The sequence below is a fragment of the Streptomyces sp. MNU76 genome (assembly GCF_020982545.1).
Taxonomy (GTDB): Bacteria; Actinomycetota; Actinomycetes; order Streptomycetales; family Streptomycetaceae; genus Streptomyces.
The window spans coordinates 121,232-136,426 of the sequence record NZ_JAJKLK010000006.1 but is presented as its reverse complement, the minus strand read 5'-3'; the positions used below and the strand labels follow the sequence as shown (position 1 = coordinate 136,426).

Below are 15,195 nucleotides of genomic sequence, written 5' to 3'. Positions count from 1 at the left end.
CATTCCTTGCCCGGTACGAAGGTTCGGTGACTCAGTGCTGAAAACCGTGAGAGAAACGATCAGCGACCATCTCGCTCAGGCCGTAGCACAAACCCCCGATGAAACAGCTTTTACTTTCGTGGACTTCAGTACCGACCGCGCCGGAGTTCCGTCCCGTCTGACGTGGCGCCAGCTGGAGAAGCGGGTACGTACTTTCGCCACGGCCCTGCGCCACGCCGGAGCGGCGGGCGAGCGCGTGGCCGTCGTGGGGCCGCAGAACCTGGACTACGTCGTCGGCTTTCTCGCAGCCACGTGCGCCGGCGCGATCGCCGTGCCCCTCTTTCCCCCGTCCCTGCCCGGCCATGCGGAGAAGCTCGCCGCCGCGCTCGCCGACGCCGACCCGGTGCTCGCCCTCACCAGCCCCGATGCGCTTCAGACGGCGGAGAAGTTCTGCGCCAACCAGGACGGCCTCCGCGTACGCGTGGTCACCGAGCGGGACCTGCTCGCGGGGCCGGTGCCAGGGGGCGTACCGACGGGCGGGGAGACCGCTCATCCGCGCCCCGAGGACTGCGCCTACCTGCAGTACACCTCGGGCTCAACCCGCATGCCGTCCGGCGTGGAGATCACCCACGCCAACGTGTGCGCCAACGCACGCCAGGCCCTGGAGGCGTACGGCATCCGCTCCGGGCGCAACTGCACTGTCGGCTGGCTTCCGCTGTACCACGACATGGGGCTCGTCCTGGCGATCGTGCTGCCTGTCGTCGGCCACGTCCACTCCGTGCTCATGGACCCGCTGGCCTTCGTCCAGCAGCCCGTCAGGTGGCTGCGGCTGCTGACTCAGTACCCGGGAGCGCTCACCGCCGCCCCCAACTTCGCCTACGACTACTGTGCGCGCCGCGTCACCGACGAGGAGCGCGGCGAGCTGTCGCTGGGATCGGTCGCTGCCATGGTCAACGGCAGCGAACCCATTGCCGAGCAGACGCTCCGACGGTTCCAGCAGGCCTTCGCCCCGATCGGCGCGGTCCGCACAGCCATGCGCCCGTCCTACGGGTTGGCCGAGGCGACCGTGTTCGTCTCTGCCTCTCCGGCCGGGGAGGCACCGACTGTCACCTGCTTCGACCGGGACGCGCTGGCGGCCGGTACCGCCCGTGCGGCCGAGGGCACCGGGGCACAGGCCGTGACCCGCCTGGTCGGCTGCGGACAGCCCACCGGCCAGGAGGCGGCCATCGTCGACCCGGTCACCCGCGTTCGTCTGGAGGACGGGTGCGTCGGTGAGATCTGGCTGCGCGGACCCAATGTCGGGCGCGGTTACTGGGGACGCCCGGAACAGAGCGAAGCCACCTTCCGAGCCACCCTCCACGGCGACGAATCGGGCGACCGGGCGTGTCACTGGCTGCGCACAGGCGATCTGGGACTGCGGTACGGCGAACACCTCTACATCAGCGGCCGCATCAAGGATCTCGTGATCATCGACGGCACCAATCACTATCCGCAGGACATCGAGCACACCGTCGAGAACGCCCACCCGGCGATCCGCCGCCATCACACCGCGGCGTTCTCCGTCCTCACCGACGACGGAGAACGCCTGGTCGTCGTCGCCGAGCACGCCCGTGACCTCGCGGAACCCCACGGTGTCCGGGACGAGGCGGCCCGCGCCGTCCGCGCCGCGGTGTCCGCCGGTCACGCCGTCGCCCTCCATGACTTCGTCCTTTCCCCGCCGGGCACCGTGCCCCACACCACCAGCGGGAAGGTCTCCCGCGGCGCCTGCCGTGAGCAGTACCTCCAGGGTGCCTGGAGCTCCGACACGCAAGCACAGAGGGAGACCGGCAACGCATGAGGCAGTCAGGCGGACACCAGGAGCCGGTCGAGGACAGCCGGACGGTCACCTTCACTACGGACAGCCGCTCCGGGTCGAGCGCGGCCGAACTGCGGAACGCGCTGGTGCAACTGGTCTCGAACATCAGCGGCATCTCCCCGGAAGACCTCGACGACGCCCGCCCGCTGGCGGAGTATGGCCTCACCTCCCGCGACGCCGTCGGACTGACCGGCGAGCTGGAGAAGATGCTCGACCGGCCACTGTCCGCCACGTTGCTGTGGGAGCATCCCACCATCGGACAACTGGCCAGCGCCCTGGCGGGTGCCGACGACGCCGACACCGCGGAGTCGGACGAGCAGCCTCGTACGTCCGGCGAAGCGACAGCCGTCGCCGTCGTCGGCATCGGCTGCCGCCTGCCGGGAAACGTGCACGGGCCGGACGCGTTCTGGGAGCAGCTCCTGGCAGGAACGGACGCGGTCGGCCAGGTGCCCGAAGTGCGCTGGCCCAACTTCGTCGGCACGGCGCCCGACGTCACCGCCCTGATGGAGTCCACCACACGGTGGGGCGCCTTCCTCGACGACATCGAGGGATTCGACGCGAAGTTCTTCGGCATCACGCCCCACGAGGCCGAAGGCATGGACCCCCAGCAGCGGCTGCTGCTCGAAGTCACTTGCGAGGCGCTGGACCACGCGGGAGTACCCGCCCATGCCCTCCGGTCCACCCCCACCGGCGTCTTCGTCGGCCTGAGCTCGCTCGAGTACGGGCATCTGACCACCTCGGACCCTTCACGCCTGACACCGTGGACCAGCACCGGAGCCGCTGGCAGCATCGCCGCCAACCGCGTGTCCTATCTGCTCGACCTCCACGGGCCCAGCTTCACCACCGACTCGGCCTGCTCGTCGTCCCTCGTGGCCGTGCACCTGGCCTGCCGCAGCCTGCGCAGCGGGGAGTGCGACACGGCACTGGCGGCGGGAGTCAACGTGCTCCTGTCCCCGGCGGTCACGTCCTCGTTCGAACAGGCTGGCGCGCTGGCCGTGGACGGCAGGTGCAAGCCCTTCGACGCCGCGGCGGACGGAATCACCCGGGGTGAGGGCTGTGGCGTCGTCGTGCTCAAGCGGCTCGCCGACGCCCAGCGTGACGGCGACAGGGTGCTCGCCGTCATCAAGGGCACCGCCGTGAACCAGGACGGCCGGTCGGCGGGCCTCATGGCACCCAACCCGGCGGCGCAGGAAGCGCTGCTCCGCGACGCCCTGCGCGACGCACGGATCGACGCGGCCGACGTCGACTATGTCGAAGCGCACGGGACGGGCACCCTGCTGGGAGACCCCATCGAGGCAGCAGCCCTCGGAGCGGTCGTCGGCCGCGGCAGAGAGCTCGGCCGGCCGCTGCTCGTCGGATCGGTCAAGAGCAACCTGGGCCACCTCGAAGGCGCAGCCGGCATCATCGGCCTGATCAAGACCGCACTGGCCCTGCACCACGGCCGTATCCCGGCCAGCCTGCACTTCCACAGCCCCAACCCCCACATCGACTTCACCGAGCTGGGCCTGCGCGTGGTCACCGAACCGACGGCATGGCCCACCTCCGGGCACCGTCCCGGACGCGCCGGGGTGTCCGCCTTCGGGTTCGGCGGTACGAACGCCCACGCCGTCCTCGAACAGGCGCCACCGACCGCCCCGGGTCCCGGGCGGCCTCCGGCGACCGACGGCGAAGAGGGCGACCACCCGCACATCCTGGTGGTGTCCGCCCGTTCCTCCGACCGGCTCGCGGACGTGGCCGCGAGTCTGTCGCGGTGGGTGGGCGCCGACGACGCGCCCGCGCTCACCGACATCGCCCACACCCTCGCCTCGTACCGCCGTGGTCCGTCCTGCGCCGCCGTCGTCGCGCGGACCCGCCCCGAGGCGGCTGCCGGACTCGCCGCGCTGGCCCGCGGGGAGACAGTTCCCGGCGTGGTCCCAGCGTGCACCGACGCCACGGCGGCACAGTCGTTCACCGCGAGCCGACCGGTCTTCGTCTTCTCCGGTTACGGCTCGCAGTGGGAGGGCATGGGGCGGCGCCTGCTGACCGGCGACCCCCATTTCGCCGCCCAGGTGTCCGCACTCGATCCGGTCTTCCTCGCGGAAGCCGGCTCGTCGCTGACCGACATGCTCACGTCCGATTCCGGCTGGACAGTGGACCGGATCCAGCCGCTGCTCTTCGGAATCCAGCTGGCCCTGGCACGCACCATGCAGGCTTACGGCGTGGAGCCCGCCGCCGTCGTCGGCCACTCGATGGGCGAGGTCACGGCCGCCGTGGTCGCCGGCGCTCTCGATGCCGACGACGGACTGCGCGTCATCGTCCGCCGATCGGCCCACCTCTTGACCATCGACGCCGCACACGCAGGTGCGATGGCCGCGATCGAGATGCCCGCACAGTCCCGGGCGGACGTACTCGGCCGCTTTCCCGGGGTCGAGGTCGCCGTCCACTCCTCGCCCCAGCGCTGCACGGTGGCCGGACCGACGCAGGTGGTGCGCGACCTGGTGGACGAGCTGACCGAGCAGGGCCATCTCGCCCGGCTGCTGGAGGTCGGCGGAGCCGGGCACTCGGCTGCGGTCGACCCGGTCCTGGCGCCACTGCGCGAAGATCTTGCTGCCCTGCGCCCGCGCACACCCACCACGCCCTGGTACAGCACGGTCCTCGACGATCCCCGCGCGGTCACGGCAGCCGACGCCGACTACTGGTGCGCCAACGTTCGCTGCCCGGTGCGCCTGCAACAGGCGGTGACCGCGGCGGCCGAGGACGGCCACACCCTGTTCCTGGAGATCTCCCCCCACCCCATCGCCGTCGTCCCGCTCACCGAGACCCTCGACGCGACCGCGGCGGGTGACCGGGCCCTGGTCGTCCCGACCCTGCACAAGAACGCCGACGACACCGTCCAGGTACGTGCCGCGCTGGCCAGGCTGCACCTTGCCGGCGTCACGGTGGACCCCGGGCTGTGGCCCGCCGGTGCGCGCACCGCACTGCCGACCCCCGCCTGGCGTCACGAACGGTTCTGGTTCCCCCGCCCCGCGCCCTCGACCGGAGCCGACGGCCACCTCCTGCTGGGCGTGCGCGTCGACGATCCGAGGACCGGCGCCGTGCTGTGGCGGGGAGACGTCGGCACGCGTCGGCACGGCACCCGGAGCACGGTCCACGGCAGAGCGGTGCTGACCCTCGTCGAGGCCGCGGAGCTGGTGATCGAAGCCGGCCTGGACCTGTGGGCCCGAGAAGGAATCACCGACCTCGGCATCGAGGACCTGCAGATCCACCACTGGCTCGCCATCTCCAGCAGTACCCCCCTGACCACGGTGTACGAACCGGTCTCGGGCACCCACGGAACCGTCACCCTCCACGCCCGCGGCGCAGGCACCACCTGGCGCTGCTACGCCTCGGCCCGCATCACCCGCGATCCCGAACCCCGGGGCGAGCCTCACGACGCGGCACGGGCCCCGGCCCTCGTGCGACGTTTCGCTCCCGAGAACCCGCTCCACCCGCACCGTCCGTCCTACGCACGCCTGCTGACCGCCATGCTGGATGAGCTGGGGGCCGCGGACACGCCACCGGGCGGCGACCGAACCGGCCGGGTCACCACGCGTATCGTCCCAGTCGGCGTACGGGCCCTGCGCATCAAAGGGCCGGGTGTCCTCGACACCGGTTACGACATCCATTGCACGGCCGTCGACGGCGCCGGGGCGGCGGACACGGACGACAGCCAGTGGCATGTCTGCGCCCTGGGCGCCACGAGCGAGGTCGTCGCCCGGTTCGTCCGGTCGCGTCGCGTCGAGCAGCGCGACGTGCCCCGGTCCCTCGACACGTTCACCTACGACATCCAGTGGGAGAAGTCCACCGCTCCCCTGCCGACGGGCCGCCCGCAGCGTGTCCTGCTCATCAGCGACGAACCGGACGCCGCGGGCAGCGTCATGGCCTCGATCGAGTCGGCCCTGGAAGCAGAGGGTGTCGACGTCACGCCGACCGATGCCCAGGACGACGCCTGTGACGCCGAACTCGACGCCTGGCTGGGGAGTCCGCAGGACGGCCCGAGCGCCGTCGTCCTGTTCCTCCCGCAGCACGAACGCGACGACGACATGCGGCCACTGCGGGGGGCGGCACGGCTGGCCCGCCGTCTGGCCGGCGGCACGCACCGGCACCCGCCGCGCCTGTGGATGGCGACCGTGCTGGCACAGGCGGCAGGGGCCGGGGAACCCGGTACGCCGCATCTTGCCTGCCTGCGTGGACTCGTCCGGGTGCTGGCGCTCGAGCACCCCCATCTGCGGGCCTCCCTGGTGGACATCGACCAGCAGCCCGGCGCGGTCGACGGCCTCGTCCAGGAAATCCTCGCGGGCGGCGACGCCGACGAGATCGCCTGGAGGTCCGGCACTCGCCTCACCGCCCGTCTCGCCCGCGCCGACCTCAGCCCACAGCGCAACGCCGAGGTGGCCTTCACCCGTCCCGACGGCGCGTACATCATCACCGGTGGCCTGACCGGGCTGGGCCTGGCGACCGCGAGCCGACTCGCCGAGCAGGGCGCCGGGCGCATCGTCCTCAACGGACGTCGTGCTCCCGGACACGAGGCCCAGGCCGTCCTGGCCGACCTGCGGGCCCGGGGGACCTCGGTCGCCGTCGTCCAAGGAGACATCGCGGAACCGGACGTGTCCCCGAGTCTGGTGCGTGCCGCCCTCGCCGAGGGACACACCCTGCGTGGTGTCGCCCATTGTGCCGGTGTCCTGCACGACCGCATGATCACGGATCTGGAGCCGGCGGACGTCGACACGGTGCTGCGTCCGAAGACCGTCGGAGCCCGGAACCTGGAGGCGGCCATCGCCGACCACGATCTGGACTGGTGGGTGATCTACAGCTCCGCCGCAGCACTTGTCGGCTCACCGGGGCAGTCCGCCTACGCGGCTGCCAATGCCTGGCTCGACGCCATCGCCCACCAGCGCAGAGCCACCGGCCTGCCGGCGACCTCCATCGCCTGGGGCCCCTGGGAGAACGTCGGTGCGGCGGTCGGGAACCCGGCGTCGGCCCTGGAGCCCATCCGGCTGAGCGAGGGTATGGACGCCCTGCAGGAACTCGTGACCTTCAACCGCTCGCACGTCGGTGTCGTCCCCCTCGACGCGGACCGCGTGCTGGCCGCGTTCCCCGGCCTGTCCGCCATCCCCTTCTTCTCCGAGGTTCTCGGTGACAGCGCACTCGGCGCCGACGACTGGGTCGGTCCGGCCGGCATCGCATCACTCGGCAGCTCCGCCCCGGACACCGTGTATGCGCGTCTGGTCGCCAGAACGGCAGCCATCATGGGGTTCGGCGCCCACGAACTCAGCGAGACGACGCCGCTGCCCGAACTGGGACTGGACTCCCTGATGGCGGTGCGGATCCGCAACGCCATCCGCCAGGACTTCGGCATCGACCTGTCCGCCCCCCTCCTGCTGCGGGGTGCCTGCCTGCGCGAACTCGGCAGCGCAGTGCTGGACCAACTCGGCCTCGACTCCGCAGGGCCGGAGGCCGGCTCCGAGGCGGCGGCGCCCGGCAGCACGTCGAAGGCACAGCCCTCCCCCTCGCTGCCGAGTTCCCTCGGTCCCAGGGACGCCTCGGAGAGACTGGTCGCGAGCGCCTGGGCCGAAGTCCTGCGGCACGGACCCGAGGACATCCGTGAGGACTTCACCGCCGCCGGAGGGGACCGTCCCGCCGCCGCAGCCCTGGCGGACGCCATCCGCCGGCGCCTTGGCGACGACACCGAGCCGCCGGTCCTGACGGCCGACGCCGTCCTCGCACACCGCACGGTCGTCGGCGTCGCCGAACTGATCCGGCCGGTGGTCAACCGAACCGGCCCGTCCGCAGTCACCACCCTGCGCCCTGCCCCCGCAGGGTCGCCGCGGCCCCCGCTCTTCACCTTCCACCCCGCCGGCGGGCCGACCTCGGTCTACCTGCCGCTGACGGGACTGCTGCCGGCCGAACAGCCCGTGTACGGGCTGGAGCGCGTCGACGCACTGAGCACCATGGAGGACAAGGCGGCCCACTACCGCACGCTCATCCGGGATATCCGGCCGGAAGGGCCCTACCACCTGCTCGGCTGGTCCTTCGGAGGATGTCTCGCCTACGAAGTGGCTCGTCAACTGAGGCAAGAAGGACAGGGCGTCGGCTTCGTCGGGCTCGTCGACACCATCCTGCCCGCCGCTCTGGCGCACCGGGAGACACCGGAGTTCCTGCTCGAACGGTTCGGCCGTTTCGCCGAGTACATCGAGGAGATGTACGGCCACCGCCTCGACCTGCCCCACGAGGAGCTGGCGGCCACCCCGGAGGACCAGCAGATCGACGTGATCATGCGTCTGGTCGCCGACGCCGGCCTCGACATGAGCCCGGGGATCATGGAGCACCAACGGACCTCGTACGTCGATGCCCGCGTCGGCGAGCGATACGTGCCCCGTCCCTACGACGGCCACGTGGTGCTCTACCGTGCCCAGCAGCCGCAGCAGCTCACCACCGCGCTGGACCCGCGCTACCTCCGGCAGAACGCCGACCTGGGATGGGCGCCCCTGTGCCCGTCGCTCGAGATCGTCCCGGTCGAGGGCGACCACCTGTCCGTCATCGATCCGCCCCACGTCGAGACCATCGCGCGGCACGTCACCCGTGCCCTGGGGTGGCCACCCCGCTGATCGGCCCGCGCCGTGCCTGTTCCGTGGGGCTCACCTGCGGAACAGGCGCAGCCGCTCCTCACCCACCCGGGCCCGGGCCTGCGGGTCGGTGACGCCGAGCCCGGGACGCGGAGCCAGACACAGCACACCGACCTTGCCGATGTGCTGGTTGGTCTGGACGGAGCGGGCCGCATCCCCGACCTCCGCCAGGGGATACGTCGTCGACAGGGCGGGAACCACACGGCCCATCGTGATGAGCCGGTTGACCTCGCACTGCTCGTGCAGGTTCGCTCCGTGACTGCCGATGATCCGCTTCAGCCGCATCCACAGGTACCGGTTGTCGTACGTGTGCTGGAAGCCGGAACTGGATCCGCAGGTGACTACCGTCCCGCCCCGCCTGACCAGGAACACGGACGCCGGGAAGGTGCTCGCGCCGACGTGCTCGAAAACGATGTGCGGGTCCTCGCCGACCGCCTCGCGGATCGCCCTCCCCATCTTCTTCCACCCCTCGGCACGCTGCAGGAGCGTGTCGTCGCCGTCCAGAACTTCCTGACGGTTGATGACGGCGTCGCACCCCAGCGACCTGAGCAGTCGCGCCTTCTCCTCGGAATTCACCACGCCGACCGGGATACCGCCCCCGTTGCGCACCAGTTGGACGGCGTAGGAGCCCAACCCGCCGGTCGCGCCCCAGACCAGCACGATGTCGCCCTGCTTCATCTGGGCACCGCGGTCGCTGACCAGCATGCGGTACGCCGTACTGGCACACAGGGGGTTGACCGCCGCTTCCTCCCAGGTCAGAGCGGGAGGCTTCGGCATCAGCTGACTCGCCCGAACGACAGCGTAGTGAGCCAGACCGCCGAAGTTCGTCTCGAACCCCCACGCCTTCTGCCCGAGCCCGAGCATGCCGTCGCGGTGCGTGTCGGGGTCCTGCTCGTCGACATAGGCCGGCGAGATCGAGACGTGGTCACCGACCTTCCACTTCCGCACGGACGACCCCGTACGGACGATCACACCCGCAGCGTCGGACCCGACGGTGTGGTACGGCAGGTCGTGCCGCGCCTCCCACCCCCCGGCCTTGCCCATCTCCTTGAGGAACTGGAAGGTGGGCAACGGCTCGAACATGGCCGTCCAGACCGTGTTGTAGTTGATCGCACTCGCCATGACGGCGATCAGAGCCTCGTCCGGAGCGAGCTCGGGCATCGGCACGTCCCCGACGAACAGGGACTTGCGTACGTCCTTGTCCTCGACACCTTCGAACATGCCGATGTCGCAGGCGCGCACCGAGGCTGCCGGGAAGTGATCGGGAAGTGGAAGCGACTCGAGATCCACTGCGTCCGCACCCGCGATGACTGCTTCGGACAGGAGTGATGTCATTTTCGGATCCAATCTGGCTCACGTCTGACGACTGTTCAAGGAGAACCGCGGGCCTGGGGCCCCGCAACTGCTGCTCTGCTGTATGGGCGATCGCCGCGGTTGCCGCCGGATCGGGGGAGCTGACGCCGTGACATCAAAGTGCCATGAACGGTGTGTCCGCTGGTAATGAAAAGCGCATTTCGGCATGCTCGGTTCCTCGTCATTCACATGATTCACATTCGTTTCGAGCTTGTTCTTTTCGAGGAGTGCCGCAGCCCATGAAGTTCCTGCTGGTGTGCCTCTGGCTCGTCGCCGCCATGCTTTCGACCGAGGCGCATGCGGCTGAGCGGAGTCCGGGCGGCATGTCCGGGTCTGGTGCTGCAGAGGCCCGTATCGTCGCCGTGAAAAAGATCGATGCCCGAATGCTCGACCTCACGGTCGGTTCGCCTGCCATGGGCATGCCCATTCCGGTCCGCGTCATTCTTCCCAAGAGCTGGAAGGAGAAGCCAAAAGCCACCTTTCCGGTTCTGTACATGCTCCACGGAGGAGATGACGACTACACGTCCTGGACACGCGAAACAGATGTGGAAGCGCTGTCGAGGAAATCAGACGTGCTCATCGTCATGCCCGACGCCGGAAAGGCCGGCTACTACAGTGATTGGCACGCTGGCGGGCCCCGCTGGGAAACCTTTCACACCACCGAACTCGTGCGGCTCATGGAGAAGAAGTACCGCGCCCGACCCTCACGAGCCGTCGTGGGACTGTCCATGGGAGGCTTCGGCGCACTCAACTACGCCGCACGCCACCGGGGGATGTTCCGGTACGCGGCGGCAATGAGTTCTTACGTGGACCTCAACGACCCGGGTGTGCGCCTGGCCATCGGATTCGGTTCCGACAGGGACGGCGTCGACATCGGAAAGGTCTGGGGCGACCCGGTGAAGGACTACGACGTGTGGCAAGCCCATAACCCTGCCGCCATGCCGAGATCCTTTCGCGGAACGCGGGTCCATCTGTCCGTGGGTAGTGGTGCGCCCGGACCGCTGGACCAGGGTCGCTCACTCGATGTGGTACTGGCGAGCGTGGTGGGTGAGGCAGGACTTCCGGAGCAGAACAAGAGATTCGCGTCGGCGCTTCGCTCGGTGGGTGTCAAGACCACGACGCATCTGTATACGCCGGGGACGCATTCCTGGCCTTACTGGCAGAACGAGTTGCACGCCATTTGGCCCACGGTCATGAGGTCAATCCGGTAGCAGGTGCGCGGGACGCAACGCGTGATTCGAGAGAGGCGTCGGCATGGGCCGAACAGTGGCGATCTTCGCTGCGGGATCCCGAGGCGACGTCCAGCCCTGCCTGGCGCTGGGCCGGTCACTGGCCCGTCGGGGCGACGTGGTGAGGGTCCTCGCCAGCATGCGCTACCAGCATCTGGTCGCCGAGGCGGGACTGGATCTTCATCCTCTTCCGGCCGACCCCGCGGAGATCATCGAGTCCGCCGAGGGGCAGGATCTCCTCGCCGGACGGAGCAACCCCGTGGCGTTCGTCCGCCGTCTCGACCGCGTCCTGCGACCCCACATCATGCCGATGCTGGAAGAGACACAGGCCGGCGCGAAAGGAGCCGACCTGGTTCTGGCACCCACCTTCGGCTTCCTCGGTCTTCACCTGAGCCAGTACCTCCACGTCCCGCACGCGGTCATACACTTCCAGCCCAGCCAGCCCACGAGGGCCTTCGCACACCCGCTCGCACCGACTGCCGGCAGGCTGGGGGCCTTGGGCAACCGGCTGAGTTTCGACGCGGTCGACCTCGGGTCCTGGATGGTGTGCCGGAAGTTCATCAACGCGTGGCGCCGGGAGAGCCTCGGTCTCCCCGAGCTGCCCCTGTCGGCCCCTTTGCGGCAGGTTCGCCAGGCCCCCGTGCTCTGCGCGTTCAGCCACGCGGTCGTGCCGCGGCCGTCCGACTGGGGACCGAACGTCCACGTGACCGGTTTCTGGCACCACGACCAGAGGCTGTGGAAACCCCCCAGGCGCCTGCTCGCCTTCCTGGCCGACGAGCCCCCGCCCGTCTACGTCGGATTCGGCAGCATGAGAACCGGCGACCCCAAGGCGACCGACACCCTCGTACGGGCGGCGCTGCGACGCGCGAAGCTGCGCGGAGTACTGGCCGGAGATCCCGCCACCAGCGAGAAGGACATCCTCGTGGTCGGCGACACCCCCCACGACTGGCTGTTTCCCAGGATGGCCGCTGTCGTCCACCACGGCGGGGCCGGTACGACGGCCTCGGCCCTACGTGCAGGAAGACCCTCACTGGTCTGCCCGTTCTTCGGAGACCAGCCGTACTGGGCCGAACGAGTGCGCGAGCTCGGCGCGGGGCCCGCACCACTGCCGGCCGGTGATCTCACCGTTCCCGCCCTCGCCCAACGCCTGCATGCTCTCACCCGGCACGGTCCCTACGCCGTGGCCGCGCGCAGGCTCGGCCAGGACCTGAAAGCCGAGAACGGCACCGACCGGGCTTGCCGGGTCCTGGACCGGTACGGGTCCCGCACCGGGTGACCGCGGTGTGTCCGCGAACGATTCTGTCGTTGCTTCCGGAGCCATTGCCGGGTCAGCAGGAGCAGGTGCCGGCCAGGGCTCCCGACTTCACGGCCGGGAGGGAGAGCGTTCTCGGCGGCTCGGGCCGGCACAGCCACGACGAAGGAGCCGGTCCGGGGCGTGGCCGAAGCGAGCGGGCCGAACTCCGGGCCCGCGGCCATCGCGTCCACCATCAGGTTCACGATGATCGCGGACCACACCGCAGGCCGCGATCATCGTGGCCGACGCCGACGCCGACGCCGACGCCGACGCCGACGCCGACGCCGACGCCGACGTGATGGGAGCGACGTGGATGACGGCTGCTCCGCCCAGGTCCTCGATCTTCGCCCGACACCCGGCCGAGCCGCGGGTCTCGGCTCGGCGCCACCACGGTCAGTGCCGCCTGCGCCGTCCCCGGGCTCTGGCCCGTGTCCGATCGGCTCAGCCACGCGAACCCCTACTTGAACGCCACGTTCACGCAGCCCAGCCGCTTCCCGGCAGTCCCCGCCCAGAGGAGTCGCGAGCGCGACATCCAGCAGGACCTTGCCCGGGTCGTGCACCGTCCTGGCTTGCGCCACGGTGTCATTGCCACCGACATCGCGGTGTCCAGCCCGGACTTGCGGAGCGTCTCGACCAGCAGCACCGCCCCGGCCTGTGAGACTGCCCTGCTGCCACCGCCCTCGACGCGGACACGCGGGTACAACCCGAGACGCTTGCTGACCTGGAGAGTGCTTCTTTCCGTGCAGCCAACGGGACCCTAGACAAGCCCCGTCGTTGCAGGTCAGAAGCACTCTCCGTTTATTTGATCAAGGCATGGGCGCACGTGAACGCGCGAGGTTGGCCCTTGCCTGCGGTGACCGTGAGGTGGACGTCATGTTGCTGTGCTCGCTGCAGGTGGGAAGGTGTCCGGCGTAGCGTCCTGCGCAGCAGGAGAGAACGCGTGAGCGTGCCGGGCCAGTGCCGCTGAGTCGTCAGGGAAGTCAGTGCACTTCGATGTTGTTGTTGATGTCACCGACCGTGAAATTGATCAGGCCGCCGCAGGCGAGTAGGCAGAACCCGTTCGCAGGTGGCGTGGGGGGGACGGGTGCGGGCGCCGCTGAGACCACGACGGCGGTCGTGTTGCTCGAAGCGAAGCAGTTTTCGTTCCCGTTGTATGCGGCCGTGATTGTGTGGGTGCCGGTGGTCGTGAAGGAGGTCGTGTGCTCCGCTTGTCCGTCCGCGCCGACGGGCACGGTGTTCAGGATGTCGCCGCCGTCGAAGAACGTCACGCCGAGACCTCCAGTGGGGTCGGCCGCACAGGTGACGGTCGCGGTCAGTGTCACGGGTACCCCGACGTTTGCTGCTGGGGGCGACGCTGTGACCGTCGTCGTCGAGTTGACAGCTGCCGCTGCCGGTGAAGCGAGGCCCACTACGGCGGCCAGCGCCAGGATGGTGCCGGTCTTCCACATTCTTCGGCCTTGCCAACGTCTCACGGTTTCGGCTCCTTGATCGATTCGGGCGGAGGTCCGCCATGACTGGTCGGGGAGCGTCACGCTACGCCGCAGGTTCTCGCATTCCTGGGAGGCTTGGGCCTAGTCAACCCGCTTGGGCCAGAGGCATGGCGGGGCGGGGAGCACGGTTTCACAGATTCACGGACGGTGCTGCGCAACGGTCCCTGTGTCTGTCGGCAGACTCCGCCCGGCGTCGAAGCATTCGCGCCCGAACCAGAAACAAAACCGGCAAAGAGCCTCCGGGAAAAGGGTCGGCACCCGTGTCGTCCAAGCGGTCTGGAGTGCCGATCTAGATCGAGGGAGAGGCGACACGTGTGTAGGTGAGGGAGTTGCTGGTGCCGCCGATCGTGGTCACGTTGACGGAAACAGGGCCGGGTGCCCCCGCTGGGGCGGTCGCCGCAACCGTGGTGTCGGACAGCACGTTGAAGGCCGCGGGTGCGGCACCGAAGTGGACGGCGGTCGTGGTGGTCAGACCGCTGCCGGTGAGAGTGACGCCGGCTCCGGCGTCGGTGGGCCCCTGTGTGGGGGTGAGGGAGCCGAGGACCGGTGGAGTCACGTAGGTGTAGATGACGGAGTTGCTGATGCCGCCCGGGCCGGTGACGGTCACGGCTACGGAGCCCGCTCCTGCGGGGGCGACGGCGGTGATCTGGGTGGGTGAGTTGACGGTGTAGCTGGTGGCGGGTGTGCTGCCGAAGGTGACTGTCGTGGCCCCGGTGAGGTCGGCCCCGGTGAGGATGACGGTGGTGCCGCCCGAGGACGGTCCCTGGCTCGGCGACACGGTGGTGACGGTGGGCGCGTTGAGGTAGAAGAAGTAGACGGGACCGGTCGTACCGCCGGGCGTGGTGACGGTGATGGGTACGGCGCTTGTCCCTGCGGGGGCGATGACGGTGATCTGGGTGGGTGAGTTGACGGTGTAGCTGGTGGCGGGTGTGCTGCCGAAGGTGACTGCCGTGGCCCCGGTGAGGCCGGTCCCGGTGAGGATGACGGTGGTGCCGCCCGAGGACGGTCCCTGGCTCGGCGAGGCTGCGGTCAGGGAGGGTTGTGCCGCGTAGGTGTAGGGGACCGAGTTGCTGCTTCCGCCGGGCGTTTTGACGGTCACGGCGACGGTGCCGGTTCCGGACGGGGCTACCGCGGTGATCTGCGTGGGGGAGTTGACCGTGTAGCCGAGGGCCGCTTTGGTGCCGAACATGACGCCGGTGATTCCGACGAAGCCGCTGCCATTCAGGACGACGTTGTTGCTGCCTGCCGCAGGGCCCGTGCTGGGTACGACCGAGGTGAGAACGGGTACGGCGGCGATGACGGCGGTGGGCCGGACCGCTTCCGCCGCGGGGGCGCTGTCTTTCACGGTGTC

The 15,195-nt window shown here is 69.7% G+C and carries 7 protein-coding genes and 1 pseudogene; 4 read left to right on the top strand and 4 right to left on the bottom strand.

The features are described 5' to 3' along the window. Positions 1-34: 34 nt before the first annotated feature. Together E4N62_RS15820 and E4N62_RS15815 are read left to right on the top strand one after the other, a co-directional pair. On the top strand, positions 35-1,816 hold the full coding sequence (locus E4N62_RS15820; RefSeq protein WP_308185090.1) for a fatty acyl-AMP ligase: 1,782 nt from the start codon (positions 35-37) through the stop codon (positions 1,814-1,816). After that, positions 1,813-8,460 carry a type I polyketide synthase gene (locus E4N62_RS15815; RefSeq protein ID WP_230215069.1) on the top strand — a complete coding sequence of 2,216 codons (6,648 nt, stop codon included), beginning with the start codon at positions 1,813-1,815 and terminating at the stop codon, positions 8,458-8,460. Before E4N62_RS15820 ends, E4N62_RS15815 begins: the two co-directional genes overlap by 4 nt. A gap of 30 nt (positions 8,461-8,490) precedes the next feature. Here E4N62_RS15815 and ccrA read toward each other — a convergent pair whose 3' ends face one another. Continuing rightward, positions 8,491-9,813 (bottom strand): crotonyl-CoA carboxylase/reductase, encoded by a 1,323-nt coding sequence (gene ccrA, locus E4N62_RS15810; RefSeq protein WP_230215067.1) that lies wholly within the window; start codon positions 9,811-9,813, stop codon positions 8,491-8,493. Between the two features lie 257 nt (positions 9,814-10,070). Here ccrA and E4N62_RS15805 point away from each other — a divergent pair, with 257 nt between their 5' ends. Both E4N62_RS15805 and E4N62_RS15800 read left to right on the top strand, forming a co-directional pair. Beyond that, the gene (locus E4N62_RS15805) at positions 10,071-11,042 is read left to right on the top strand and encodes an alpha/beta hydrolase family protein (protein ID WP_230215065.1); all 972 of its coding nucleotides are present in this window, start codon (positions 10,071-10,073) and stop codon (positions 11,040-11,042) included. 43 nt (positions 11,043-11,085) lie between these two features. After that, the gene (locus E4N62_RS15800; protein WP_230215063.1) at positions 11,086-12,336 is read left to right on the top strand and encodes a glycosyltransferase; all 1,251 of its coding nucleotides are present in this window, start codon (positions 11,086-11,088) and stop codon (positions 12,334-12,336) included. Between the two features lie 428 nt (positions 12,337-12,764). Here the strand turns inward: E4N62_RS15800 and E4N62_RS15795 are convergent. The 3 genes and pseudogenes from E4N62_RS15795 to E4N62_RS15785 all read right to left on the bottom strand — a co-directional run. Continuing rightward, positions 12,765-13,057: pseudogene (locus tag E4N62_RS15795) on the bottom strand (transposase); the annotation flags it as partial. A 277-nt stretch (positions 13,058-13,334) separates the two neighbouring features. Beyond that, positions 13,335-13,802 (bottom strand): Ig-like domain repeat protein, encoded by a 468-nt coding sequence (locus E4N62_RS15790; protein WP_230215060.1) that lies wholly within the window; start codon positions 13,800-13,802, stop codon positions 13,335-13,337. A 331-nt stretch (positions 13,803-14,133) separates the two neighbouring features. Next, a complete protein-coding gene (locus tag E4N62_RS15785; protein ID WP_230215058.1) occupies positions 14,134-15,189 on the bottom strand; it encodes an IPT/TIG domain-containing protein in 1,056 nt (351 codons plus the stop codon). Positions 15,190-15,195 lie beyond the last annotated feature (6 nt).